Origin of the sequence: Brucella sp. JSBI001, assembly GCF_026014005.1 — a bacterium.
Classification (GTDB): Bacteria; Pseudomonadota; Alphaproteobacteria; order Rhizobiales; family Rhizobiaceae; genus Brucella; species Brucella anthropi.
The window spans coordinates 1,362,323-1,388,308 of the sequence record NZ_CP110339.1 but is presented as its reverse complement, the minus strand read 5'-3'; the positions used below and the strand labels follow the sequence as shown (position 1 = coordinate 1,388,308).

Below are 25,986 nucleotides of genomic sequence, written 5' to 3'. Positions count from 1 at the left end.
TCCTCCCCCAACATAAACTAGGGACCGACGCGACATGCCGATTAAAATTCCTGATGATCTGCCAGCAACCAGTGTTCTCCAGGCCGAGGGCGTCATGGTCATGCGCGAAGCAGATGCCATTCGTCAGGATATTCGTCCGCTGAAGATCGGCCTTCTCAATCTGATGCCGAACAAGGTCACGACAGAGACGCAGATTGCGCGTCTGCTTGGCGCGACACCGCTGCAGGTCGAGCTAACTCTTGTTCGTATCACCAACCATGTGGCGCGCCATACGCCTGCCGATCACATGTTGTCGTTCTACCAGCCGTGGGAAGAGGTGCGGGACCAACGCTTTGACGGTTTTGTCATCACCGGTGCTCCGGTCGAACGCCTCGAGTTCGAGGAAGTCACCTATTGGGATGAGATGCAGCGTGTCTTCGATTGGACGCAGACCCATGTGCACCGGTCACTGAATATATGTTGGGCCGCACAGGCTGCCGTCCATCATTTCCACGGCATGGGCAAGTACGAGCTGCCGGGCAAGGCGTCAGGCGTCTATAGCCAGCGCAACCTTGCGCCGTCGTCTCCCTACCTTCGTGGCTTTTCGGATGATTTCAAAATCCCGGTTTCACGTTGGACCGAAGTGCGCAAGAGCGACATTCCAGCCGAGAGTGAGCTGAAGGTTTTGGTCGATAGTCCGGAAACGGGCCTTTGCCTGCTGGACGATCCACGTCATCGCGCGCTGCATATGTTCAATCACGTGGAGTACGACACAACGTCGCTTGCCGATGAGTATTTCCGCGACATTCAGGCTCAGCCTGAAACAAAGGTTCCAGCGAACTATTTCCCCGGAGATGACGCGACGCGCCAGCCGGAAAACCGCTGGCGCAGCCACGCGCATCTTCTGTTTGGAAACTGGATCAACGAGATGTATCAATCGACGCCTTACGACCTGCAAAATATCGGGAAGCGTTAAGGGCACACAGTAAGGAAAGCGCAACCAGAATGCATCCGATCCACGGCAGGGCTTGCAAGTGCCAGTGCCGTAAAGCAAGTCCGCCCGTGGCCGTGCCAAGCGCTACACCTATGTGCATGGCAGATAGATTGATCCCGACACCGGCATCTGCCGTTGCGGGATCGGTCGTGATGAGAAAGCTCTGAACGACGGGTGATATCATCCAACTGATACAAGCCCAGATCATCAGTACTGCGCCGAAAATAGTGCTGGACCCTGTTGCAAGTGGTATCGTTGCTAACGCCGTCATATAGAGAAGTGGCGTCAGCACGATAGCCAACCTTGGTGAAAGCTTGTCGACGAGCAGTCCGCCGAGATAACCGCCTGTCATTCCGGCCACGCCGAACGCCACCATCGCCCAGATGACTTTCTGTGAAGAGATGTGGACAGCCTCCAGAAGATAGGGTGACAGATAGGCGAACAAGACGAAATGACCGCCGATCATCAGGATGGAAACCAATTGTGCTGATACCAGCCGGAAGGATTTCAGGTGCGGCATATAAGGTGGCAAGCCACGCAGGCTTCGACCTGCACGGGGCAGGGAAAGCAACGACAGGAGCAGCACCAAAGCTGCCGCCAGTGCCAGGCACAGGAAGACCGCACGCCAGCCCAGCCAATCGTTGACAATCATTCCCGTGGGGACACCGGCCACCATCGATCCGCTTATACCCATGAATATGATCCCGATGGCGCGTCCGCGCATTGCGGGACTAACCAGCTCTGTCGCCAGCATGGTGGCAATCAGGCAGACGACTGCACTTGCGGAGGCCATGCCGATGCGCGCGATAAACAGGACAGCATAATTGGAGCTAATGCTCGCGATGATATTGCTTGCGATGAAAACGCCCAAGGCGAAGACGAGGATGGCTTTCCGTTCGAAGCGCGTTGTGAGAACGAGTGCCATTGGAGCGGTAAGCGCAAAGGTAATCGAGAAGATTGATGTGAGCTGCCCAGCAGCACTGACTGAGACATTCAAACCGGGTGCGATGCCCGGAAGAATGCCGACGATAATGTTCTCGGCGGTGCCGGTAACGAAGGTTGCCAGCGCCAGCACAAATAACCGGACGTCCATATTTGCCATTCCCTTTCATGGTAACACCATGCGGGCAGCAAATGGCCCGGCATGGCGATATTGCATGCCGGGTTTCGAGGCAAAGCTTCGGTTATCCCTGATATAACTTCATAACATCCAAACTGGCTTCTGGCCAGTTTCTCGCTGTTTAGCTGGCGGCACGCGCCAGCCATCTGTGCCAGTCGTCCTCTGAGCCGTGGAAAACGTTCAGGTCAATCTTACCGTTCACGCCCTGCGACAGACCCGACCCGGAATACTGCCAGAAGGTCCATGGGCGACCCGGATAGACCTTCGACGGATGCTGGGCAACGGCACGCAGCCAGAATGGATAGTTGGTGAAGGCACCTTTCAGGTTATCGTCATAGAAGTCCGGAGCTGTATAGATGATTGGCCGCTTGCCATAATGCTGCTCCAGCCTGTCCATGAAGACCTGCATCTTTTCCCGCACCTGCGCCGGAGAAGGCCGACGCTTGCAGGAGGAATCGCCGTTCCATTCTACGTCGATGACAGGTGGAAGCGCATCGGCTTCCTTTGGAACATTGCGGATGAACCAATCGGCCTGCTGGCTTGCCACGCGGCACCAGTAGAAAAAGTGGTATGCACCGCGTTTGATGCCCGCTGCTTTCGCTTCGCGCCAGTTCTTGCGGAACATGGGATCGAGGTGGTCGCCGCCGTCGGTCGCCTTGATGTAGGCGAAGTTTGCACCTTGCGTGCGCAGTCTCACCCAATCGATATCACCCTGCCAGCGGGAGACGTCCACACCGTGCACTGCCAGCTTGCGCGGCGACGAGCGTCCAAAATTGATTGGTTTCGCATCACGAAAGCGGTGGCTGTAGACTTTCGATCGTTCCTGTGGTGCGAGGCGCACCGGCGGATAGGCTGCGACTTCCGGCTTTGGAACAGAGATGCGCGCCTGAGGGCGTTCCTGCAACTGCGGTTGCTGTGTAACGGGAGCAGGCGGCTCTGCCTTGAACGGACCCGCATCCGGAATGGGGCCGGCCCAAGCCAGAACTTCTTCCTGCTCGGCAGCTGGCATCGGCTGCGGTGCGCTCGCCATTTCGCTCAAGGGGGCGGGCGGAACCGGGCGAGCCACCGAACTTGTGGTCTCAGCCGATGTCTTCGACTGGAGCATAATGCTGTCGATGCCCGAACTTGACGTACAGCCCGTCAAAGCGGCGCAGGCAAGGGCAATGACTGATACAACCGAAGAACGCATGAGCACCCGTAACGCAAAACAAATGGGCTGCAACGCTCCCTCCGAGCTAATTGCTAATCAAAGCTTACCGGGAAATGCTGAATCCAAAGTTTACGAAATTGCTAATGCACATTCTCTAATTCGATTGTTGAAGAATTTTTATCAGCGCTGTTGCCGAATTCTCCAATGCGGTTTCATCAAATCCTGAGAATCCGAGGATAAGCCCCTGACGTGGCGTCAGTTTTGTATAGAGCGTTGATAGCGGATAAACCTCGATACCAGCATCTGCGAGAATAGTGGCAAGGCGCGTATCGCTTTTCCCGTCTGGCAAAGCCAGCAGCAATGAAAGCCCGGCAGGAGGGGCCTCAATCTGGAACAGTTCCGGCTCTCCAGGCGCCAGTGCTGCAATCAGTTTACGCCGCCGCGATGCATGTATGCGCCGCATGCGCCTGATGTGCTGTGCAAAGGCTCCCGTTTCGATAAAACTGGCCAATGCCGGTTGGGCCAAGGGCGATGGCGCTGGGAATAAGGTTTGTCGCAGCGCCCTGAATCGAGTGGTCATGTGCGACGGTACAATCAGAAAACCGAGCCGCAGGAGTGGCGAAAAGACCTTGGAGAAACTTCCGATATAAAGGATGCGATCTGGATCAAGCGACATCAGGGATGGCAATGGCTGGCCGACATAACGGTGCTCGCTGTCATAATCGTCCTCGATGATGATGGCGTCGCGTTCCCTTGCCCAGGCAAGCAGCTCCAGACGGCGCCCTAATGGCATGGTCACGCCTGTCGGGTGGTGCCGTGCCGGTGTGACAAACGCTCCACGCGCATTGTTGGCCTTGTCTCGCGCGGTCGAAACATCGAGACCTCCGCCATCAATGGGGACGGGAATGATGTCGAGGCCATTGACGCCAAGGATCTTGCGCGCGGGCGGATAGCCCGGTTCCTCCATCCACAGTCTGTCACCCGGTACAAACAGGGCCTCCCGAATGAGGGAAAGAGCGTCCGCGCTGCCGCCGGTAATGATAATCTGTTCTGGTGACACAATCATCCCGCGCCACTCGTGCAAATGACGGGCCAGTGAAGATCGCAAAAGATGAAAGCCGAACACATCGTCACTGCTTAGCAGCTCAGGGGATGGGTTGCGCCAGATGCGCCCGAGCAGCTTCCCCCACTCGTCGTGTGGGAAATGATCACTATCAAATACACCAAGATGAAAAGGTTTGGCTTCCTCGTGATGTAACTGCGGCTGGACTATCGCGTCGAGGGGCGGATGGTCGACTGTCAGGCTGGTGTCGGGAAGTTCGGCGGTGACATGGGTTCCGGAACCTTGACGTCCTTCGAGATAGCCCTCGGCAATCAACTGGTCGAATGCCGCGAGAACGGTTGTTCGTGACAGGCCTAGTTCCAGAGATAAGGCGCGGGTAGACGGCAATCTTGAATCGGGTTTCAGGCGTCCGGCTAAAACCGCTTGTCTTATCTGATCAACCAGTTGGGCGGTCAGCGAGACATCGCTGGAGCGATCAATCCCGAATTCTGGAAGTGTATTCGAAATTGGCATTATATTATTCTCTTAAAGTGGCTATTTTCTCAAAGCCACTATGACGGCAGTTTGGCCGAATATAAAGGAGAAAAATCGGCCATGACGACAGCCCCTTCTGAACGCAGCCGTGTAAAACGCTTGCATGAGCGCGGTGCCTATGACGCAGCCACGGTTCACGCAATCATCGATGCGCAGCCTCTGGCGCATGTGGCCTATGTGTTCAACGGAACGCCCTATGTCACGCCTACGCTGGTCTGGCGTGAAGGCGATTTCATTTACTGGCACGGATCGTCCGCCAGTCGTATGCTGGAAAGTTGCGACGAAGCAGAAGTGTGCGTAAGCTTTACGTTGCTCGACGGGCTGGTTCTCGCTCGCTCGGCGTTTCATCACTCCTGCAATTACCGTTCGGTCATGGCTTTCGGGACAGCGCGCAAAATTTCGGACATCGCGGTAAAGGAACATCACTTGCACAGCTTCGTAAACGGCCTTTTTCCGGGTCGCTGGGAAGGCCTGCGGCCGATGATGGCAAAGGAGCTGAAGGCCACCATGCTTCTGGAACTGGAACTGAATGAAGCGTCAGCAAAGGTTCGCTCCGGTCCGCCGAAGGATGACGATGCCGATTATGCCCTGCCAATTTGGGCAGGCGTCATTCCCATGACCACCCAGATGGGCGCGCCGGTGGATGACGGTCGTATTCTGCCGGGCGTTGCTGCGCCGGATGCCATCATGCAGTTTGGTTATGTGGCTGAAGCGGCGGAATAGGCAGCCGAAGGTTCAGGCGGGTCCGAGAAAGATGTGTGTCTCGGATTTCGCGATTCCGTCCATGGCGCGGATACCTGTTACCAGCCGGTGAAATTCATTCATGTTGGGGACTTCGATCTCGGCGATCAGGTCCCACGTACCATTCGTGGTGTTCACCGCGGAAAAGCCGGGGTTCTTGCGTAAAGTCGCTATCACGCTTTTGATGTTTCGCCCGGTCAATTCGATCATCATGATGCCGCGGATCATGTCGGTGGCACCATGATCCTTCAATCTGACTGTAAAGCCTGCAATGACGCCTGATGCGATCAGGCGCTCCATCCGGCTTTGGATCGTGCCCCGCGCCACACCCAAAATGCTGGCGAGAGTCGGAATGGACGCACGCGCATTGATGCGCAGTTCTGATATTAATCGTTGATCCAGATCATCCATCACCACACCGCCATTTGACGATTTCGTCAGTTTGATTGCGTTTATCGCAGATTGCTGGACATTTCTATACAGAATTGACGTTTTCGTTGATCCTTTGCTCCGTTAGCGTGCTTGAAAACAAACAAGCCGGATAAGCAAGCAACGCAACCGGCAAGGGGAGTTTCGGAGGTGGATCGATGGAGCTTTTCTTTCTCCCGCTGCTGGGTAACCAGAGCATATCGTTCTTGCCTGTTCCGAATCTGTTTTCCCAAGAAATTTGCCGTCGCCCGTCGGGCGTCGACGATCTGGAAAGATGCGTCCAGCCGGGCGCTCGGAACGGGCATCGCCCGTGATCGCGATACGATCACTTAGGAGAAAATGAAATGAAAACCCTTCTGTCTTCGCTCATTGCCGCTGGCGTCGGTGCGCTGATGATGCTCGCTCCCGCTCATGCGGACGACCTCGAAAAGGTCAAGCAGAGCGGCGAATTGCGCATCGGCATGAGCGGTGTTTTCCCGCCATTCAGTTTTGTTGATGGTCAGAACCAGGTGGTCGGTTTCGACGTCGATATCGGCACCGAAATTGCCAAGCGCCTTGATGTAAAGCCGGTTGTCGTGACCACCGCTTTCGACGGCATCATTGCAAGCCTGCGCGCAGGCAAGTTCGATGTGGTCGTCGGCAGCATGAGCATCACGCCGGAACGCGAAAAGGCTGTCGATTTCGCAGGCCCTTACTATCGCGGTGGCCGTGGAATTTTCGTGACGGAAGCCTCGCCGGTGAAGTCCATGGACGAACTGAAACATGGCAAGACCATTGCCGTGACGCTTGGCGAAACCAGCGACAAGTGGGCGCGCGAGCAGGGCGGCTGGACCGTCCGTACCTATAAGGGCATCCCGGAACTGCTGCTTGAGCTTCGTTCAGGTCGCGTGGACGCCATTGCATCGGATGACATTCCGATCCTGATCGCCATCAAGGAAAGCGGCGAAAAGGTTCGTCAGCTCGATACGCCTGAACTTCAGGGCACCGACAATGTCGGCATCGCTCTGCGCAAGGGTAACCCTGAGCTTAAGGATGCGATCAACAAGGCTCTCGACGACATGAAAGCGGACGGCACCTACGAGAAAATCTCGACCAAGTGGATCGGTCGCGACATCCGCTAACCGCATGAAACCCCGAGCCGGGACAGCTATTAACGCAATTGTCCCGGCAACATTTCTTTCCGGCTTGGTTTTCCAGACAGGAAAGGGGAGATAATGAACTTCTCTTTGATGGTGGAGGTCTTTCCATATTTTTTGGAGGCCGCCCTGGTTACCGTCGAAATATCGGCGCTTGCCATTTTGATCGGGTTGAGCGTCGGTGCGCTTGCCACATCTGCAAAACTATCGCGTTTCTGGCCGTTGCGTTTTATCGGTACGGCCTATGTCAGCGTTTTTCGCGGCACACCATGCCTTCTGCAGCTTTTCGTTCTCTATTTTGGCGGCCCGCAGATCGGCATCAATCTTGAGCCGTTTGCAGCCGGTGCCATCGGTCTCGGTCTTAATATTGGCGCTTATTACGCCGAAGCCATGCGAGGCGCCATTCTGACGGTCGATACCGGGCAGAACGAAGCCGCCCGTTCCATTGGCTTCAGCAACGGACAGTCGATGCGCTTTGTGGTGTTGCCGCAGGCAGCGCGGCTCATGATCCGTTCGCTCGGTGTCAATACAGTCATGCTGATCAAGGGGTCTGCTCTCGTTTCCGCGATTTCCGTGGTCGAACTGACTTACACGGCTCAACGTTTCATCGGCTCGACCTATCGTCCGTTTGAAATCTTCGGCATCGCCGCGGCCATCTACATGGTCCTCATTTATATCGTTGCACGCTTCGTCGATTTCCTCGAAGCCCGCTATGCACTCAAATAGGCGGTGATCCCATGCAACTCGATTTCTCTATCGTCCCGCCCTATACTGAACTTCTGATGACCGGCATCTGGTGGACGCTCATCATCGCCGTGTCCTCATCCATCGTCAGCTTCTTCGGCGGTATCGCTTTTGCCTTGCTCGTTCTCTATGGCAACTGGCTGGTGCGTTACCCTGTCCGTTTCTTCATCTGGCTGTTCATGGGCACGCCGCTGCTTCTGCAGCTGTTCCTGCTCTATTACGGCCTGTCGCAGATCGGCATCAACATTCCAGCCGTATGGACTGGCATCATCGGCCTTGGCCTGCATTTTGCGGTCTATAATTCGGATATCTTCCGCACCGCGATCCTGACTGTCGATCCGGGGCAGAATGAAGGTGCCCGTTCGCTGGGTTTCGGCAGCGGTCAGACGCTGCGCTACATCGTCGTGCCGCAGGCCGTCCGCAATGCGTTGCCACAGGTGGGCAACAATCTGATTGCGCTTTTGAAGGACACGGCGCTCGTGTCAGTAATCGGTATTACCGAGCTGGTTCACGCTTCGCAGCAGGCGATCAGCGAAACCTACAGCCCGTTTGAATTCTACATCACTGCCGCAGTGATCTTCTACGTACTCAATCTCATCCTGGAAGCCGGATTGCACTGGATGGAAAAGAAAGTCGAGGCTTACCGATGAGCAACAGCAAACCCATGGTGGAAGTGCGCGACGTCCACAAGTCTTATGGCGCGCTCGAAGTTCTCAAGGGCATCAACCTGTCTGTTGAACGCGGCCAGATTATCGCCATTATCGGGCCGTCCGGTTCCGGCAAAAGTACTTTGCTGCGCTCCATCAACCATCTGGAAACGGTCAACTCAGGCCAGATATTGCTGGACGGCGTGCAGGTAAACCAGTCGTTGAGCGGACGCTCCTTCGAGCGGCATATCAATGCCGTGCGCCAGCAGATGGGCATGGTTTTCCAGCACTTCAATCTGTTTCCGCATCTCAATGTCATGGAAAACATCACACTCGGACCCATCAAGTTGAAGGGCAAGAGCAAGCAGGAAGCGCAGGAGCTGGCCGTTTCTCTTTTGAAGAAGGTCGGTCTTGCCGATAAGGCGTCAATGTATCCGTCGCGTCTGTCGGGCGGGCAGAAACAGCGCGTGGCTATTGCCCGTGCACTGGCGATGCAGCCGAAAGTCATGCTGTTCGACGAGGCGACTTCTGCGCTCGATCCGGAACTGGTCGAGGAAGTCAATCAGGTCATGAAACAGCTCGCGCAGGAACACATGACCATGCTGATCGTGACCCACGAAATGCGTTTTGCCGCCGAAGTTTCAGACAAGGTTCTGTTCATGGACAAGGGCGTCGTGGTCGAAGAAGGCAAGCCGGACGTGATCTTCACCAATCCGGAAAATGAAAGAACGAGAGCGTTCCTGCGAAAGCATCTCAACCAGTAAGTCGACGTTTAAACCAGATTTGAAAACCCGCCTGTGCCTTCCCCAAGGCACGGAGACGGGGAACTATTGAGCGAGGAAAGACCGTGGCATCCCCAAATGAATGGAACCCGACAGAACGGGTGCGAGAACTCTCCTATCGCATGGTGAGATGGCCGAGCGAAACGGGAACACCTGACGAGGCATCGTTCGGGCCGAAGCTGGCCGAGCTTTTACGCGAGATCCCCTATTTCCAAAAGAACCCTGACGATATTGCCGTCATCGACAGTCACGGCTCGCCGATGACCAAGAATGTTATCGCCGTCGTGCGCGGCGCCGGGCGACGAACCCTGGCTCTGGCGGGGCACTTCGATGTGGTGGAAACTGCAAATTATCGCGATTTGAAACATCTTGCTTTCGAGCCGGATGCTTTGCTGGAAGCTCTTCTGGCCGATCTTACCAGCCGTCCGCTTGCACCGAACGAGGAAAAGGCACTCGCCGACTTCCAGAGCGGAAATTACATTCCCGGTCGGGGCATGCTCGACATGAAAAGCGGTGTTGCAGCCGGTATCGCAACGTTGGAACATTTCTCGCAGCGGGTAGATCGCGAAGGCAATCTGATTTTGTTTGCGACACCTGACGAAGAGCGTGGTTCGCGGGGAATGCGCAGCCTGCGCGATGCGTTGCCGGAACTTGCCGAACGCTGGGGCCTCGATATCGTTGCCGGTATCAATCTAGACGCAACGAGCGATCAGGGTGACGGTGTGGAAGGCCGAGCCATCTATCGGGGCACAATCGGCAAGCAGCTTCCCTTTGCTTTTGTGGTCGGACAGCCTTCTCATGCGAGTTATCCGTTTGAAGGTGTCAGCGCGCATCTCATTGCATCGGAAATCATGCGGGCGGTGGAAGCCAATGCAGCCCTTTGCGATACGGCGGATGGCGAAGTTTCGCCACCTCCAATCTGCCTTGAAGCGCGGGATTTTCGCGGTGGTTATGAAGTGACCACACCGGAACGGACGTGGATTGCTTTCAACTGGCTGACCCATTCCGTCTCGCCTGATGCTTTGTTCCAGCGGTTCAAGGCAATTGTCGGTGAGGCGCTGGATCGGGCGATCACGCACTTCAATGTGGAGGCAGAGCGCTTTGCAAAGCTGGTTGGCAGCGATGCAGATGCTAATCACAAGGGCAGAATTCTAACCACGGCCGAGTTGCGCGACGAAGTCCGGCGTATTGGTGGTGATGCGGCACTGGAACGGATAGCGGTGCTGGAAGCTGAAATTTCAAGCAGCGATAATCCGCTTCTCATCACGCGGGAGCTTGTCAACGCCATGGTTGCCGAGGCACGCGTTACAGGCCCGACGGTCATTATCGGCTTCGGAAGTCTCGTCTATCCGCATGTTCGCATGGGGGTCGAAACGACCGAAGAACGGCGTTTCGCAGAAGCTCTGGAAACCGCACGCGTGCATGCGGAGCGCCAGTTCGAAACGACGATCCGATACAGGGAAATCTTCGCCGGTATTTCAGATATGAGCTTCTTCGGTCATATCCCTGACGCGACGGATAGTGAAGTCATCGCGGCCAACACACCAGCGGCTCAATTTATCGACCGCGCCAATCCGAAAGCGCTTTCCTATCCGGTGGTGAATATCGGCCCGTGGGGCCGCGAGTATCATCAGCGGTTGGAGCGGGTCTATGCACCCTATGCCTTCACGGTACTGCCACAGTTTCTCAACGGCATCGCTACGCGCTTCCTGAAGTCTTAGCGGTTCGCGAATAGCGGCGCGGTGTCCTTCACTTTGCCTGATTGACGGTTATAGCGATCATGTGGAGGACATCGTCAGCGCTGCACCCGCGTGAGAGGTCATTAGCGGGTTTGGCGAGGCCCTGAAGCACGGGGCCTATGGCCTGCGCCCCACCAATACGTTGGGCAATCTTGTAGCCGATATTGGCGGCTTCGAGATTGGGGAACACAAAGACGTTGGCATTGCCCTTGAGCGGTGAATCCGGCGATTTGGCATGGCTGATTGCCTCGACGAATGCCGTGTCGAACTGTAATTCTCCATCGATGCACAGATCAGGCTTACGCTCCCGCACCGTCCGGGTTGCCTGAACGACCTTTGACACACGCTCATGCGCAGCGCTGCCGCCGGTGGAGAAGGACAACATGGCAACGGCCGCATCTTTTTCCGTGAGCTGGCGGTATGAATCTGCCGACTGTATGGCGATGTCGGCAAGTTGTGCGGAATCCGGTTCCACCATGAGGCCGCAATCGGCAAAGACGAAAGCGCCTTTCTTCTGATGATGAGACTGGCACAGCAGCATCAGGAAGAAGCTTGAGACGAGCGATGCGCCGTCGGCCTTACCAATGATCTGCAGGGCATGGCGCACCACATCGGCTGTCGTTGCGACTGCGCCAGCCACCGTCCCATCCGCATCGCCTTCGCGTACCATCATGGCGGCGAAGCCGAGTGGCGTCTTCACCATCGCCTCGGCCTGTTCTTCCGTCATGCCCTTGGCCTGACGCAGCCGATAGAGTTTTTGCGCATAATCCGCGCTTTTGCCCGATACTACTGGATTTATGATCGCGATCTTTGAGCCGTCAATCTGCCTGCTGATGACGCTTTCGGAGCCCAGAAGCGTGATGCGGGCAATGGCTTCGCGTTCGGCACGGAGCGCCGCATCGATGATGCGCGGATCTTCGCCCTCGGCCAGCACGATGTGACGTGGCCTCGAACGAGCTTTCTCAAAAATCTTTTCCAACGGCAGCATGGCGCATTCTCTTCAAAAGGCCGGGAGTTGCGCTCCCGGCCTGATCACTGACGGACTGGTTCAGACGGGCATTTGCTGGCGCATGTCGGCCTTGTCGATGCCGGCCACGACAACGGGTTTCTTCATCGCATCGCGGCGGAATGGTTCGCCCAGTTCCTGATTGAGCACGACTTCGATGAAGGTAGTCACCCCCTTGGCCTGCTCGTCGATTGCCGTCTGCAAGGCTTCGGTCAGCGCCTGCTGGCTATCGACGGTCACGCCTTTCAGGCCGCAGCCATCCGCCACCTTGGCGTAGCTCAGGTTCGGATTGAGTTCGGTGCCGACGAAGTTGTTGTCGTACCACAGCGTCGTATTGCGCTTTTCAGCACCCCACTGATAGTTGCGGAAGATGACCATGGTGATCGCAGGCCAGCCCTTGCGACCGATGGAGGTCATCTCGTTCATGGATATGCCGAACGCACCGTCGCCTGCAAAGCCGACCACTGGCGTGTCAGGCTGGCCGATCTTGGCGCCGACGATGGATGGGAAGCCATAACCGCAGGGGCCGAACATGCCCGGCGCCAGATATTTGCGTCCGTGTTCGAAGCTTGGATAGGCGTTCCCGATGGCGCAGTTATTGCCGATGTCGGTGGACATGATGGCGTTCTTCGGCATGCCAGCCTGAATGGCACGCCATGCCTGCCGCGGCGACATGCGGTCCTTCTCGCGCTCGCGCGCACCGGCATTCCAATGCGTGCCCGGATCGTCATCCTCATGATCCATCGAGGAAAGTTGCTGCAACCAGGCGGATTTACGCTGATGGATGAGCTGCTTGCGCTCGTCGCGACCTGCATTGCCCGCATTGGCTCCCATCTGGTCGAGAATCTGCTGCGCAACCTGCTTGGCATCGCCGCAAATGCCGACCGAGATCTTCTTGGTGAGGCCGATACGATCAGGATTGATGTCGACCTGAATGATCTTTGCATCTTTCGGCCAATAATCGATGCCGTAGCCGGGTAGGGTCGAGAACGGATTGAGACGGGTGCCGAGCGCCAGAACCACATCGGCCTTGGAGATCAGCTCCATCGCGGCCTTGGAGCCATTGTAGCCGAGTGGACCTGCGGACAGCGGATGGGTGCCGGGAAAGGCATCATTATGCTGATAGCCGCAGCAGACCGGCGCATCGAGCCTTTCGGCAAGCGCGATGGATTCAGGGATCGCACCGCCGATAACGACACCGGCCCCGTTAAGGATAACCGGGAATTTCGCATTGGTCAGTAGTTTTGCAGCCTCGGCAATGGCATCGCGTCCGCCGCTCGGGCGTTCCAGTCGAACGATCTGTGGCAGGTCGACGTCGATGACCTGGGTCCAGAAATCACGGGGAACGTTGATCTGTGCCGGTGCACAGCCGCGCCATGCCTTCTCGATCACGCGGTTCAGCACTTCGGGAATGCGGGTCGCATCGCGCACTTCTTCCTGATAGCAGACCATCTCTTCGAACAGGGCCATTTGGTCAACTTCCTGAAAACCGCCCTGACCGATGGTCTTGTTGGCAGCCTGTGGAGAGACAAGCAGCATCGGCGTGTGGTTCCAGTAAGCAGTCTTGATGGCAGTCACGAAGCCGGTTACGCCGGGCCCGTTCTGAGCAATCGCCATGCCCATCTTGCCTGTCACGCGGGTATAACCGTCGCAGATCAGCGCCGCATTCGTCTCATGGGCGCAATCCCAGAAGGTAATGCCCGCCTTCGGAAACAAATCCGATACCGGCATCATCGCGGAGCCGATGATCCCGAATGCATGTTCTATCCCATGCATCTGCAAGACCTTAACAAATGCTTCTTCCGTCGTCATTTTCATGGCGCGTACCTTTCCTTGGAATTCAGAGAACTTCGTCTTTCAGCGCATACCAGTGATACATTGCGCGCTGGCCTATGCGCCTGAATGGCGTCAGCATGCCGTAACTCGGCAATTCGGAGGTGAAGATCGGCAGGTCGAGTTCCTGTCCCCGACCCGTCATCAGTTGGGCAACCCGGCGTCCGGCCTGCGCTGAATACATCACGCCGTTGCCGCCGTAGCCCATGGCATAGTAGATTTCCTGCGTCGGATCAGGACGATAGATGCGGGGCATCATGTCATGACTGACATCGACCCACCCCCACCAGGAATAATCGATCTTGATGCCTTTCAGAGCCGGGAACTTCCGGTAAAGGCCCGAAAGCAGCAGATCGTAATGTTTAGGGTTCGGTGCATCAGCCCCGGTAATCGCGCTGCGGCTACCGATCTGCATCCGCCCGTCAGGCAGAAAACGATAATAGTGACGAAGCGTGCGCGTGTCGGTTAGCGGAATACCGGTCTTGGGGCCGCATGCTTCAATTTCATCGGGTGTCAGCGGTCGTGTCACGACAGAGTTCGACAGCACCGGCATCAGCCGGTAACGGGTGAGAGGATGGAGGCCGGGCGAGGTGTATCCCGCTGTCGCGAAGCAAACCTGTCGCGCCGTGACTGTACCGTTCGGCGTGTTGAGATGGAATACATTGCCGTTCTTGCGGCAGCTGAGAACCGGGCTTGCGGTGTGCACCTTTGCGCCCAGCTTGCGTGCAAGCCGGAGATAGCCGAAGGCAAGTTTCGCGGCGTGAATGCCAATGCCGTCTGGCTCATACATAGCTCCGCGAGCTTCTTGATCCCGGATGAAATCGCGGTGAATCTCGTCGCGACCGACCATGCGCGTCCGATAGCCGAATACGTCGTTCAGCAGGCGGGATTCTTTCTCCAGCGAAGGAATGACCTTGTCGCGATGGGCGATGTAGAGATGACCGCCATCCTGCGGATCACAATCAATTTCCGGTTCGGCAATGAGTGAACGAAAGAGATCAAAACCCTCGGCAATTTCCTTATGCAATTTCCGGGCGACGTCCACACCCCAGCGCTCGATCCATTGTGAACGCTTGAGCCGGCCGGCTGAAATCTGCGCCTGACCGCCATTGCGGGTGCTGCAGCCCCAGGCGACGCCATTTGCTTCCAGCACCACGGCCTTGACGCCATGATCCCGAGCGAGATGGATTGCCGCCGAAAGACCGGTATAGCCTGAGCCGACGATAACGACATCGGCATCGACGTCTCCGCGAATAGGGCCATCGTCTTCCGGCGCCGGTCCGGCAGTGCCTATCCAGTAAGTCGGGGCATAGTCGCGGCCTTGTCCTGGCGTCTTCGAAACCACCGGATCATAAGCGGGGTCGAATGGCTGGGTGGCCGAGAAACTGTTAAGAGTGTGGGTATCCATATGTCGGTCCTCCAAAACACCGACTGGCGATGTTGGGGCTTACGCCTTCAGCAAAGGCCGGTTCTTGCGGAATGCCTGTTTGCGGACGATCTTGCCGTCGCGCTGTGTGAAGAGATCGCAGCCTTCTGCCTCGACGCGTGCGCCGTTGGCATCCGTTCCGCGAAAGGTCCATTCGGACACGGCACGGTCGCCGCTCACGAAATGTCTGTGTCCGTCCCATTTCACGTCGGGCATCGCGGCCCAGACGCCGGAAAAAGCCTTGGCAATCGCATCCTTGCCTTCGAGACGGGTGCCGTAAACTTCCTCACCACCGATGGTGTAAAACACGCAGTCGTCGGCAAAGAAGGCCATGATCGCGTCGATGTCGTGCCGGTTAAAGGCATCGAAGAGGTCGGAAAAATGCTTCTCTGTGAGTTGTCCGGCGGACATTCGAATGCTCCTTGATACGTCTGAAATCTGCCCTGATTTCGGGCAAAGCTTCCCTGTGGCGCGGCAGAGTTACCGCGCGATTGATATTGCGAATTGGATTTCGGTCGGGCTGGTTAAAGCGGTTGTAGCGCCATCAGACTTTACCCTTCCACGGGATGAGGACCTTTTCCATGTAACGGATCAAAAGGTCGAAGGCGAAAGCGAATACACCGATGACGATGATGCCCATGATGACGGTGTCGCTGGCCAAAAACTGCGCTGCATTGAGTACCATGAAGCCAAGACCGCGATGTGCCGCCACCATTTCCGCCGCAACCAGCGTCGTCCAGCCCACACCGATCCCGATGCGCATGCCGGTGAAGATTTCCGGCATGGCCGCTTTCATGATGACCTGCGTTATTACCTGCGTCCGGGATGAGCCCATCGCATAGGCGGCATGGATCTGTTCGGTTGAGACCGAGCGCACGCCAGCTCTCGCTGCGATCGCCATTGGCGCAAAGATCGCGAGAAAGATGAGGAACACCTTCGGGAACTCGCCAATACCAAGCCAGATGATGATCAGCGGCAGGTAGGCAAGCGGCGGCAGTGGTCGGTAAAATTCGATAATCGGGTCCAGCACGCCACGAACGAAGCTGCTCATGCCCATCATGATGCCGATGGGAATTGCCGTGATGCAGGCAATCGCGAAGGCACCCAATACACGTCCAAGGCTGGCGAGCGTATGTTCGGCCAGAGTGGAGTTTGCCACGCCGTCTGTCATGGCAACCATGAACTTGCCATAGACAGCGAAGGGAGAGGGGAGAAACAGCGGTTTGACCCAGCCCATTCCCGTTACGAGAAACCAGAGCCCCAGCAAAATCAGTGCGGTTACAAGGCTGATGAAGCCGCTATTGCCGTCGCCGGGGGCGCCATAGATTTTACCGGGTTTGACTGGTCTTGCCCGAGTTACGAACTCAAGCATGGACCAGTTCCGGGTTTCCTGATGCACGTTCATCGCCATAGATAATCCCCAGAATTGTCTCACGCATCTTGATGAAGTCGGGACTGGACTTGACGGCGCGCGCGTCACCGCATTCCAGAAAGCGTCGGTTGAAATCCAGATCATAGGTATGGGTGATCCGTCCGGGGCGCGGCGACATGACGATCAGCCGCGAACCGAGGAACAAGGCCTCTTCGACGCTGTGAGTGATGAAGAAGAACATTTTGTTGGTCACTTGCCATACCCGCAAAAGCAATTCCTGGATTGTTTCGCGGGTGAGGGCATCAAGCGCTGCCATGGGCTCGTCCATAAGCAGCATCGCCGGGTCGCAGGTCAGTGCGCGAGCAATGCCGACACGCTGCTGCATACCGCCGGAAAGCTGGTAAATCTTGTGATTGTGGAAATCCTGCAGGCCGACCAGCGCCAGATTTTTCGTGGCACGCGCCCGGCGTTCTGCCTTCGGTACACCTTGAAGCTTCAGGCCAAACTCGGTGTTGTCAACGACATTGAGCCAGGGAAGCAGAGCATGTTTCTGGAACACGACACCCCGGTCGGCGCCGGGACCACGCACTTGCCTTCCGCCCAACGTGATTTCGCCGGATGACGGGATCATGAACCCTGCCATCAGATTGAGAAGCGTGGTCTTGCCGCAGCCGGACGCACCAAGCGCCACCACGAAATCCCCGCTGTCGATCCGCAAATTAACGCCCTTCAGCGCAATCACGGCTTCTTCCACATAAAGACCGGGATAGGTCAGACTGACATTCGATACGTTCAAGGTTTCCATTACGTCACCTTTCGGGAACGAAGAAGCGGTTCCGGCAAAAGCCAGAATGCACACACAGCATTGCAGGAACCGTCTCGGTTCAGCGGCTTGCCCGAAGGCATGCCGCTGGCGGAGGCGCTTGAATTACTTTACGTAATTACTTCGCTGCGGCTTCGGCAAAACTGCCATTCACGTTGCCGCTATAGTCATCCAGAGCTTGGTCGAGCTGTTTTTGGTCGACAAGAAACTTTGCACTCTGGGTGACGGATTTGAGCGCTCCGCTGTCCTTGCCACCGCCGAGCCATGTCGGGGAGGCTTGTTCTTCCACTGTGGGGAAGGACAACAGCGCGAGTGCGCCCGGTATGTCAGCGGCATTGCCACCGATCAGCTTGACCATGCCTTTGACCTGTTCGGAGTCTGCTGTCCACTGGCCGCCATTGGCCTTGTAGTCGGCATAGGCATCCTTCAGCACCGTGGTGAAGGCGGTCATGAATTTGGGGTTTTCGCTGGCGAAGCTCTTATCCACCACAAGGCCGTCGAAAGTCGGGACACTTTTCGCGCCGATTTCTTCGGAATTGGCAATTTCCTTGCCGGTCTTGAGGATTTCGGAAAGAGCAGGGGGCCAGACATAGGCCGCGTCGATATCGCCGCGCTGCCAGGCGGCAACGATCTGCGGCGGTGTCATGTTGAGTATTTCCGCGTCGCGCGGATTGATCTTCCAGATGTCGCTCATGCCGACAAGGAGATGGAAATGCGAGGTCGAGACAAAAGGCACGCCGACCTTCTTGCCCTTGAGGTCTTCCGGCTTCTCTATGCCCGAACCTTCGCGCGCTACCAGTGCTTCCGATTTGCCGATATTATCGAGAATCCAGAAGAGTTGAAGGTCAACACCGCGTGTGGCGGCTGCTGCGATGCCTGTTGAACCGATAACGCCTATCGGCACGTTGCCGGAAGCAAGTGCCGTTGAAATATCGCCACCCGATGCGAACTGGCGCCAGTCAATCTTATATCCGGCTTCCTTGGCTGCCGCATCGAATTTTCCGTTAGCGATTGCGGTCAGAAACGGCCCGACGATCTGCTGATAACCGACCACGACCGTCGTTTCGGCATAGGCCGCAGACGTTGAAAGCGCTGCTACGGCCGAAAATAACACCACCCGTTTTATGCTCTTGAAATAGTTCATGGAGTTCCCCTTCCATTTAAGAACCATGCCTGACTTGGTCACGACTGTTGACGTTTTTCGCCAATCTGCAGTTCCAGTTACAAACGATAGCCATCTCATGAAATTTGCCTTATATCCAGTTGGAATAGTCAATAAGTCCAGTTTGGCATTAAAGATGGCGCTACCCGGGAATTGGGGTTCGTGCTCACGTTACCGTCGAAATTATTCCACGAGGAGAAACAGAAAGAAGAAACGCTATTGCTAAGTAGAGCACGAAGCGGAAAAACTGACGCGAACTTGGGTGTAATCGCAGATTCACTAATGGAGCAGCGTTTTGGATGCCGTCTCGCCGACGATCTTCTTCATAGATGGCAGCAGAAATACCGGATTGCAGTCGCAAATCCGGGAAACAACGGTATCAGCCATTCTTTCCGGCGCTGTTTTGCCCGGTGCCCGCATGCCCTCCACGCGGCGGCTGGCGGATTATCTGAAAGTCTCGCGCCTCACGGTAACGCTGGCCTATCAGGAGCTTGTGTCCCAAGGTTATCTGGAAGTGCATTCCCGCAGTGCCTATCACGTGGCTGCAGCGCCGCCCATCAGCCGTCCAGACAAGGATTTTTTGCAAGCGCCTGACACCGCCGTCGATTGGTCATCCAAGTTGCGTCTCGGCTTCAACATTGCCAAGACCATTCGCAAGCCTCTGGATTGGCGGAAGTATCGCTACCCCTTTCTCTATGGCCAGATGGATCAGACCTTGTTTGATCTCGCCGCATGGCGCGATTGCGCACGGCGCGCGCTGGCCAGAGAAGACTTTATCCTTATGGCGGGTGATTTTGCCGCTGCCGATGATGTGGAACTTGTCAATTATATCCGTTCGCGCACGCTGCCTAGCCGCGGAATACACGCGGAGCCAGACGAGATACTTGTTACCGTTGGCGCGCAGAACGCGCTTTGGATCATCAGTCATCTGCTTTTGACACGGCGCTCGCATGTCGTGTGCGAAAATCCCGGACATCCCGATATTAGTGCCACACTCCATCTGACAGGGGCCAATGTAACGGCGCTTGACGTCGATGAAGGCGGCTTGCCACCCGAGTTGCTGCCAGATGAGATCGACGCGGTCTTCGTCACGCCGAGCCACCAGTCACCCACGGCCGCCACTATGCCACGTGCGCGGCGTATCGCACTTCTGGAGGCTGCAGCCGAGCACGATTTCGTCATTGTGGAAGATGATTACGAATTCGAGATGAGCTTTTTGCAGCCGCCGACGCCGGCGCTAAAATCGCTCGACCAGTATGGCCGCGTTCTCTATGTGGGCAGTTTTTCAAAGTCGCTGTTTCCGGGGCTTCGGCTTGGCTACTTGGTTGCTCCGGCACCTGTCATCCGTGAGGCGAGGGCGCTACGCGCGCTCATGCTTCGTCATCCGCCCGGACATTTGCAGCGAACAGCCGCCTATTTTCTGGCTCTTGGTCACTATGATGCGGTTATTCATCGTATGCGGATTGAATATCACAAGCGCCATATTGTCATGATCGAGGCCCTTAATCGCGAAGGATTGAAAATCGCTGGTAAATCGGCCTTTGGCGGTACGGCATTCTGGATCGAAGGACCGGAGGGCATGGATGCCGACAAACTCGCGCGTGATCTGCGCGAGGACGGCGTGCTGATCGAGTCGGGGTCCCCTTTCTTCTGGAGCGATGACAGGCCATGCCGCTATTTTCGCATCGCTTATTCTTCCATTCCGATTAATCGGATTGCGGAAGGCGTCGAGCTTCTAGCCAAAAGAATGCGGCAAATCTCGTAGTTTTGGAACGCTTGGGTTCAGGCTGCGTTCATGTGGATTACGATAACGGATTTGTGAAGTTGCCGGAATTTGTCCCAATTCGATGGATATCGCTGGCGGTTCTACGGCGTCTTTGCCCGCGATTCTGTGGATGAGACGCATATCAATTCTGCCTTCCAGAAGGAGAAGGATTTATGTCTATTCGTTCGAAGCTTCTTGCCACTGTTGCCGTGCCGGTTCTGTCGGCCTCTATTCTAGCGCAACCCGTACTGGCGGATTCATTGATGGCTCCAATCCTGCTGGCACAGGAGAACGGAGACCAGCCATCCGACGAGCAGTTGCAGCAGCAACAGCGCGAGGCTGAAGAACAGCAAAAGGCAGCGGAAGAAGAAGCCCGTCGGGCTGAGGAACAACAGCGCGCTGCCGAGGAAGAAAATCGTCGTCAGGCCGAAGAGCAGCAGAAGGCTGCTCAAGAGGAAGCCCAGCGTCAAGCGGAAGAACAGAAGCGCGCTGCGGAGGCAGAGGCGCAACGCCAGGCTGAAGAGCAGCAAAAAGCCGCCGAGCGCGAAGCACAGAAGCAAGCCGAGGAACAACAGAAGGCAGCCGAGCGCGAAGCGCAGAAACAGGCCGAAGAGCAGGCCAGGCAGGCTGCCGAACAGAAAAAGGCTGACGAAGAGGCACAGCGTCAGAGCGAACAGCAGCAGAAGGCCGCTGAAGAGGAAGCTCAGCGTCGCGCTGAAGAACAGAAGAAGGCTGATGAAGAGGCTGCTCGCAAGGCCAATGAGACGCAGGAACAGACCGCTCCCGCTGAAAAGCCGGTGAAGGAAGAGCCTGCACAGGAACCGGAAGCGAAACCTGAGCAGCCGGCGGCGAAAGAACCGGCCAAGCAGGCCGAGCAACCTGCCAAGGAAGCTCCGGCGCAGGAACCGGAAAAGCCAGCCGAACAACCGGCAGACGCATCTCCGGTCTCGCCTCCGCAGAAAGAACCAGCGGAAGAATCCGCTGTTGAGCATCCCGAAGAAGCTCAACCGCAAGAACCGAAAGCAAAGGAAGAGCCACAGAATGAGGCTCAGCCTGCACAGCCGGTCGAACAGCCGCAATCAACCGAAGACCAGCAAAAACCGTCTTCGGAGCTAGCGCCAGAGATAGTCGATCAGCGTTCGACCGAGGAAAAGCAGGAGATTGCGAAAGACCCTGCGAAGACGGACGATACGGTTGTCTTGCCAGTCGAAAATGGCGCTGCCATTCTCGACAGCGACAAGGACGCCGACAATTCCGGCGGAAGCCAGTCGCGTGAAGAGCGTCGCAAGCAGCGCGAACAGCAACGTTCCGCTGAGGAAAGTGCACCACCGCCCGCAAATGATGCGGCGGCACAGGTTGCGATTCCAGAGGAAGTGAAGGCAGCGCTGCCGCAGAAGATCGAAGCCAATCTCAAGGAAGAGGGCACCCGTATCAAGGAAGCGCCGGTTTTTGCCGTGCCGGAAACCACCAATATCATCAACAACACGGTGGTGAACAATACGGTCATCAATAATACGACGGTCAATAACGTGACCAACAATGTCACCAACGTCAAAGTGATCGAGGAGGTGGATAATCGTGTCATTCTGGACGTGGGCGACCGTATCTTCGTTCGCGGCGATGATCGCCCAAGGTTGCGCCGTGATGCCGAGGAAACCTATTACGATGAACTGCCGCGCGGGCGCACCCGTGAAACCATTGTCCGCCCGGGTGGCAACCAGATCGTTACGGTTTATGATCGCTACGGCGATATTCTTCAGCGTTCCCGTATCGACCGGGACGGCAATGAATATCTGATGATCTATGCGCCGGAATATGACGACAATCCGCGCGCTTCGATTATCGATGTTGGTTACGAACTGCCGCCGATGCGTCTGACCATTCCGGTAAGAGATTACATCATCGACGTCGCAGACGATCCGGATCGCGATTTCTATGACTTCCTTGCCATGCCTCCGGTAGAGCGTGTGGAGCGTGTCTATACGATCGACGAGGTTCGTCATTCAGCCCGCCTGCGCGACAAGGTGCGTCGTATCGATCTGGATACAATCCACTTCGCGACGGGCAGCGCCGAGGTTTCGCTTTCGCAGGCGAAGACGCTACGCAAGGTTGCAACCGCCATGCAGAAGGTACTGGCAAAGGATCCGGGCGAAACCTTCTTCATTGAAGGGCATACGGATGCGGTTGGATCGGACCGTTCAAATCTCGTCCTGTCCGATAAACGTGCTGAATCAGTTGCAAGCCTTTTGACGGAAGTCTATGAAATTCCACCAGAAAACCTTGTCACGCAAGGCTATGGCGAACGCTTCCTGAAAATTCGCACGCAGGCAGCCGAACAGGAAAATCGTCGTGTCACGATCCGCCGCGTGACTCCGCTTGTCCGCCCGGTGGCTCAGCGCTGAACAAACAAACACCCGGATGCGATTTTGCATCCGGGTGTTTTTCATGAAGTAATTTTGCTCAGGCAATCTTGGGCTGGATCGTCGTCACACGGTCGAGCATCTGTTCGCTCAACGGACGTGGTTTGACCGCTTCGATCTGCACCATGAGTTCGGCGATCTTCTCGGCATCCATGACGCCGCATTCATAAATCTGGATGATTTCGCGCGCCATTTCGTCTTTTTGGGGAGAAGTGATTGGACAACGAGCCATCGCTTCACACGACTTGACATAAGCCGCTTGCAGCTCCTCCAACTCAATGGGCTTGAAACGCCCGAAGTAGTAATCTCTCGAAAATGGCATTTTATGCATTCCGCAGATGGCGACAGACAGATAATCCGATCTGAAAGCCTGAAAATTCTTGCGACCCGCTATACTAAAACATAGCTGATTGCAAAGCATTATAATCCAGAATTATTTAGTTTATGTAAAATATTCAGTCAGTTGCAAAACCGAAAGCATTAGAGAGCTAAAATTTGCTGAGGGATCGTAAGCAGACTCTTTTCCAACCAATGCCGTTAAACGCGATCAAGTTCCAGTTTGGCTACTATTTCAGCGATCTTGTCCGGATTTTGTTCACCGGATTCAAATGTTCTTATAATTGCGCGTGCAAGCGCTTCTTTGCTTTCGTGCGTCGTTGAACATCGATCAAGCAGTGCGCAGCAGCGATTATAGGCAATCTGCAGCACTTGGAGATCGTTTGGCGCATATGTTCCCTGATATTTGTTGCCGCGAAATGGCATGGACGCCTCCCCGTTTGATTGATTGAACCTCTAATTCAGAGGGAAAGCAACAGATCGTTTTATGACAGCGATATCAGGCGCATCACGATAGTGTTCTTGGTGATCCGGTTCTTCCGAATATAAATAGCGATAATCTCTGGCTACCGGTTTACGGGGTTCGAAATCTCGCCGCGAGTTTGTTGAAAGCTGGTTGAAAGCTTGCCTGCGCTAACCATTCAAAACCGATTGAGGAATCGGCTGCATATCAGGAGGGGTCTGGCATTGCCGGGCCAACAGGAGCTCTCGGAGGAGCGTAGATGAAAATCTCTATCGATTCATGCCGCCATCTATTTGGCGCGGCCTTCATTGGCGGCGCAATGGTACTTGGTGCAGGCGTTGCCCATGCCGAAAAGCTGACAGTGATTGTCGGCGGTATGGAAAAGCAGATTTACCTTCCGGCAGTGCTGACGGAAAAGCTGGGTTACTTCAAGGATGAAGGCCTTGATGTCGAGCTGATCAACAGCCGCGCCGGCGTGGATGCTGAAAACGAACTTTTGGCCGGTGCGGCTCAGGCTGTGGTCGGTTTTTACGATCACACGATCGACCTGCAGTCGAAGGGCAAGTTTATTCAGTCCATCGTCCAGTTCAGTCAGGCGCCGGGTGAAGTGGAACTCGTTTCCAGCAAATATGCCGACCAGATCAAGTCGCCGGGCGATTTCAAGGGGCATACGCTTGGCGTCACCGGGCTCGGCTCCTCGACGGACTTCCTGACTCAATACCTTGCCATGCGCAATGGCCTCAAGCAGGGCGACTACACGCTGCTTCCTGTCGGAGCGGGCAATACTTTCATTGCCGCCTTCAAGCAGGATGCCGTTCAGGCAGGCATGACCACGGAACCGACCGTCGCCAATATGCTGAAGAGCGGCGATGCCAAGGTGCTGGTCGATATGCGCACGCCCGACAAAACCATCGAAGCGCTTGGTGGACCTTACCCGGCTGCGTCGTTCTATGTGCAAAGCGCATGGCTCGAGACGCACAAGGAAGACGCGCAGAAGCTTGCCAACGCTCTGGTCAAGACCATGCGTTACATCGCTTCGCACAGCGCTGAAGAAATCGCCGACCAGATGCCCAAGGATTATTACGTCGGTGACAAGGACTTTACGTAAAGGGACTTGCCGAGGGCAAGGCACAGTACACGCCGGACGGCCGGATGCCGAAGGATGGCCCTGAAACGGTTCTCAAGGTTCTCGCAACCTTCAAGAAGCCGCTTCAGGAGAAGCAGGTCGATCTTTCGAAGACCTTCACGACCGAGTTCGTGGACAAGGCCAACGCAACGCTTGACGCTGCAAAGTAAACAGCCTTCGACTGGCGTTCAAACATGAACGTCAGTCCCGCTGTCCTCCAAAGATTCAACCGCATTGCAGGCGCGCGACAGAGCATTTCCAGCAAACGTGTAAGACGGTTTTGCGCTCGGAGATCTTTGATAACGAAACTATCGCGCGCGAGCGGTGCCGCATACCCGCGAGGAACCCATGCTGATGGAAGCCCCCAGAACCATTGCGCGTGAGAAAGCTACTGCAATCGCGCTCAACAATGTAACTCGCCGTTTCGTCACCCCCGACGGCAAGATGATGACCGCATTGCGCGACTTCACCATGAATGTTGCGCAGGGCGAGTTTGCCTGTGTTGTCGGTCCGACCGGCTGCGGCAAGTCAACGACGCTTAATCTCGTAACCGGTCTCGCCAAGCCAAGTGCCGGCGAAGTCCGCCTGATGGGCAAGCCTATCGAAGGTATCAGCCCTGATATCGGCTTCGTGTTTCAGGCCGATGCGCTTTTTCCGTGGCTTAATGTCATCGACAATGTGAGTGCCGGTCCGCGTTATCGCGGTATGGGCAAGGAAGAAGCCTATGAGAAAGCGCGTAGCTGGATCGCCCGTGTTGGTCTGGCCCGTTTTGAAAAGCACTATCCGCACCAATTGTCTGGCGGCATGCGCAAGCGCGTGGCGCTGGCACAGACCTTCATCAACGAACCGAAAATCCTGCTCATGGACGAACCGTTCAGTGCGCTTGACGTACAGACGCGCACGCTGATGCAGGGTGAATTGCTCGATCTCTGGCAACAATCTGGCGCGTCCGTCATCTTCGTCACGCACGATCTCGAAGAAGCGATTGCGCTGGCCGATAAAGTCTATGTGCTGACCGCCGGTCCAGCCACGGTCAAGAGTGTCTACGATATCGACATCCCGCGCCCGCGCGTCATGGAAGACATCCGCTACGACAGCCAGTTTGTGGATATCGCCAAGGTCATCTGGGACGATTTGCGCGAGGAAGTGCAGATCGGCCAGAAGCGCGCGCTGGCAAACGGAAACTAATCGGAGAA

At 56.1% G+C, this 25,986-nt stretch carries 23 protein-coding genes and 1 pseudogene; 11 read left to right on the top strand and 13 right to left on the bottom strand.

What is annotated here, in order from left to right; translation table 11 throughout:
- Positions 1–34: 34 nt before the first annotated feature.
- Complete coding sequence (gene metA / locus LJ361_RS06750; RefSeq protein WP_010658688.1) at positions 35–955, top strand: homoserine O-acetyltransferase MetA; 921 nt, start codon at positions 35–37, stop codon at positions 953–955.
- On the opposite strand, the gene LJ361_RS06745 is transcribed toward metA, so the two are convergent.
- From LJ361_RS06745 to LJ361_RS06735, 3 genes are all read right to left on the bottom strand, one after another.
- Positions 900–2,066: an MFS transporter gene (locus LJ361_RS06745; RefSeq protein WP_264813063.1), complete on the bottom strand. Its 1,167-nt coding sequence runs from the start codon at positions 2,064–2,066 to the stop codon at positions 900–902. The two genes, metA and LJ361_RS06745, sit on opposite strands and share 56 nt — an antisense overlap.
- Before the next feature lie 148 nt (positions 2,067–2,214).
- Positions 2,215–3,282: a GH25 family lysozyme gene (locus tag LJ361_RS06740; RefSeq protein WP_264813062.1), complete on the bottom strand. Its 1,068-nt coding sequence runs from the start codon at positions 3,280–3,282 to the stop codon at positions 2,215–2,217.
- Between the two features lie 115 nt (positions 3,283–3,397).
- Positions 3,398–4,819: a PLP-dependent aminotransferase family protein gene (locus tag LJ361_RS06735; RefSeq protein WP_029927538.1), complete on the bottom strand. Its 1,422-nt coding sequence runs from the start codon at positions 4,817–4,819 to the stop codon at positions 3,398–3,400.
- A gap of 81 nt (positions 4,820–4,900) precedes the next feature.
- Here LJ361_RS06735 and LJ361_RS06730 point away from each other — a divergent pair, with 81 nt between their 5' ends.
- Positions 4,901–5,563: a pyridoxamine 5'-phosphate oxidase family protein gene (locus LJ361_RS06730; RefSeq protein WP_029927536.1), complete on the top strand. Its 663-nt coding sequence runs from the start codon at positions 4,901–4,903 to the stop codon at positions 5,561–5,563.
- Positions 5,564–5,575: 12 nt separating this feature from the next.
- Here LJ361_RS06730 and LJ361_RS06725 read toward each other — a convergent pair whose 3' ends face one another.
- A complete protein-coding gene (locus tag LJ361_RS06725; RefSeq protein WP_010658693.1) occupies positions 5,576–5,992 on the bottom strand; it encodes an Lrp/AsnC family transcriptional regulator in 417 nt (138 codons plus the stop codon).
- A gap of 362 nt (positions 5,993–6,354) precedes the next feature.
- Here LJ361_RS06725 and LJ361_RS06720 point away from each other — a divergent pair, with 362 nt between their 5' ends.
- The 5 genes from LJ361_RS06720 (at position 6,355) to LJ361_RS06700 (ending at position 11,040) form a co-directional block, all read left to right on the top strand.
- On the top strand, positions 6,355–7,131 hold the full coding sequence (locus LJ361_RS06720) for a transporter substrate-binding domain-containing protein (RefSeq protein ID WP_264813057.1): 777 nt from the start codon (positions 6,355–6,357) through the stop codon (positions 7,129–7,131).
- 93 nt (positions 7,132–7,224) lie between these two features.
- On the top strand, positions 7,225–7,872 hold the full coding sequence (locus tag LJ361_RS06715) for an amino acid ABC transporter permease (protein WP_012092914.1): 648 nt from the start codon (positions 7,225–7,227) through the stop codon (positions 7,870–7,872).
- Between the two features lie 11 nt (positions 7,873–7,883).
- Positions 7,884–8,540 (top strand): amino acid ABC transporter permease, encoded by a 657-nt coding sequence (locus tag LJ361_RS06710; RefSeq protein WP_264813055.1) that lies wholly within the window; start codon positions 7,884–7,886, stop codon positions 8,538–8,540.
- Positions 8,537–9,301, top strand: coding sequence for an amino acid ABC transporter ATP-binding protein (locus LJ361_RS06705; protein WP_029927530.1), 765 nt, complete (start codon positions 8,537–8,539; stop codon positions 9,299–9,301). Before LJ361_RS06710 ends, LJ361_RS06705 begins: the two co-directional genes overlap by 4 nt.
- 140 nt (positions 9,302–9,441) lie before the next feature.
- The gene (locus LJ361_RS06700) at positions 9,442–11,040 is read left to right on the top strand and encodes a M20/M25/M40 family metallo-hydrolase (protein ID WP_264813578.1); all 1,599 of its coding nucleotides are present in this window, start codon (positions 9,442–9,444) and stop codon (positions 11,038–11,040) included.
- Positions 11,041–11,068: 28 nt separating this feature from the next.
- Here the strand turns inward: LJ361_RS06700 and pta are convergent, their stop codons facing one another.
- The 7 genes from pta to tauA all read right to left on the bottom strand — a co-directional run bounded on the left by pta (position 11,069) and on the right by tauA (position 18,662).
- Positions 11,069–12,046: a phosphate acetyltransferase gene (gene pta, locus LJ361_RS06695; RefSeq protein WP_010660450.1), complete on the bottom strand. Its 978-nt coding sequence runs from the start codon at positions 12,044–12,046 to the stop codon at positions 11,069–11,071.
- Between the two features lie 60 nt (positions 12,047–12,106).
- On the bottom strand, positions 12,107–13,882 hold the full coding sequence (gene xsc / locus LJ361_RS06690) for a sulfoacetaldehyde acetyltransferase (RefSeq protein ID WP_012092919.1): 1,776 nt from the start codon (positions 13,880–13,882) through the stop codon (positions 12,107–12,109).
- A 22-nt stretch (positions 13,883–13,904) separates the two neighbouring features.
- Entirely contained in the window at positions 13,905–15,305 is a 1,401-nt protein-coding gene (locus LJ361_RS06685) for an NAD(P)/FAD-dependent oxidoreductase (RefSeq protein ID WP_029927523.1), read from the bottom strand.
- A gap of 39 nt (positions 15,306–15,344) precedes the next feature.
- Complete coding sequence (locus LJ361_RS06680) at positions 15,345–15,734, bottom strand: nuclear transport factor 2 family protein (RefSeq protein ID WP_012092921.1); 390 nt, start codon at positions 15,732–15,734, stop codon at positions 15,345–15,347.
- 133 nt (positions 15,735–15,867) lie between these two features.
- The gene (locus LJ361_RS06675) at positions 15,868–16,695 is read right to left on the bottom strand and encodes an ABC transporter permease subunit (RefSeq protein ID WP_264813052.1); all 828 of its coding nucleotides are present in this window, start codon (positions 16,693–16,695) and stop codon (positions 15,868–15,870) included.
- Complete coding sequence (locus LJ361_RS06670; protein WP_010658704.1) at positions 16,688–17,500, bottom strand: taurine ABC transporter ATP-binding protein; 813 nt, start codon at positions 17,498–17,500, stop codon at positions 16,688–16,690. The genes LJ361_RS06675 and LJ361_RS06670 overlap by 8 nt, the downstream gene beginning before the upstream one ends.
- Positions 17,501–17,636: 136 nt before the next feature.
- A complete protein-coding gene (gene tauA, locus LJ361_RS06665; RefSeq protein WP_040128344.1) occupies positions 17,637–18,662 on the bottom strand; it encodes a taurine ABC transporter substrate-binding protein in 1,026 nt (341 codons plus the stop codon).
- A gap of 313 nt (positions 18,663–18,975) precedes the next feature.
- Here tauA and LJ361_RS06660 point away from each other — a divergent pair, with 313 nt between their 5' ends.
- Together LJ361_RS06660 and LJ361_RS06655 are read left to right on the top strand one after the other, a co-directional pair.
- The gene (locus tag LJ361_RS06660) at positions 18,976–20,445 is read left to right on the top strand and encodes a PLP-dependent aminotransferase family protein (RefSeq protein WP_264813050.1); all 1,470 of its coding nucleotides are present in this window, start codon (positions 18,976–18,978) and stop codon (positions 20,443–20,445) included.
- A 173-nt stretch (positions 20,446–20,618) separates the two neighbouring features.
- Entirely contained in the window at positions 20,619–22,847 is a 2,229-nt protein-coding gene (locus LJ361_RS06655; RefSeq protein WP_264813048.1) for an OmpA family protein, read from the top strand.
- Positions 22,848–22,905: 58 nt separating this feature from the next.
- Here the strand turns inward: LJ361_RS06655 and LJ361_RS06650 are convergent, their stop codons facing one another.
- On the bottom strand, positions 22,906–23,187 hold the full coding sequence (locus tag LJ361_RS06650) for a hypothetical protein (protein WP_010658708.1): 282 nt from the start codon (positions 23,185–23,187) through the stop codon (positions 22,906–22,908).
- Positions 23,188–23,402: 215 nt separating this feature from the next.
- Positions 23,403–23,627, bottom strand: a complete 225-nt coding sequence (locus LJ361_RS06645) for a hypothetical protein (RefSeq protein ID WP_010658709.1) — start codon at positions 23,625–23,627, stop codon at positions 23,403–23,405.
- 296 nt (positions 23,628–23,923) lie between these two features.
- Here LJ361_RS06645 and LJ361_RS06640 point away from each other — a divergent pair.
- Together LJ361_RS06640 and LJ361_RS06635 are read left to right on the top strand one after the other, a co-directional pair.
- Positions 23,924–24,960: pseudogene (locus tag LJ361_RS06640) on the top strand (ABC transporter substrate-binding protein).
- A gap of 178 nt (positions 24,961–25,138) precedes the next feature.
- On the top strand, positions 25,139–25,978 hold the full coding sequence (locus tag LJ361_RS06635) for an ABC transporter ATP-binding protein (RefSeq protein ID WP_010658711.1): 840 nt from the start codon (positions 25,139–25,141) through the stop codon (positions 25,976–25,978).
- Positions 25,979–25,986 lie beyond the last annotated feature (8 nt).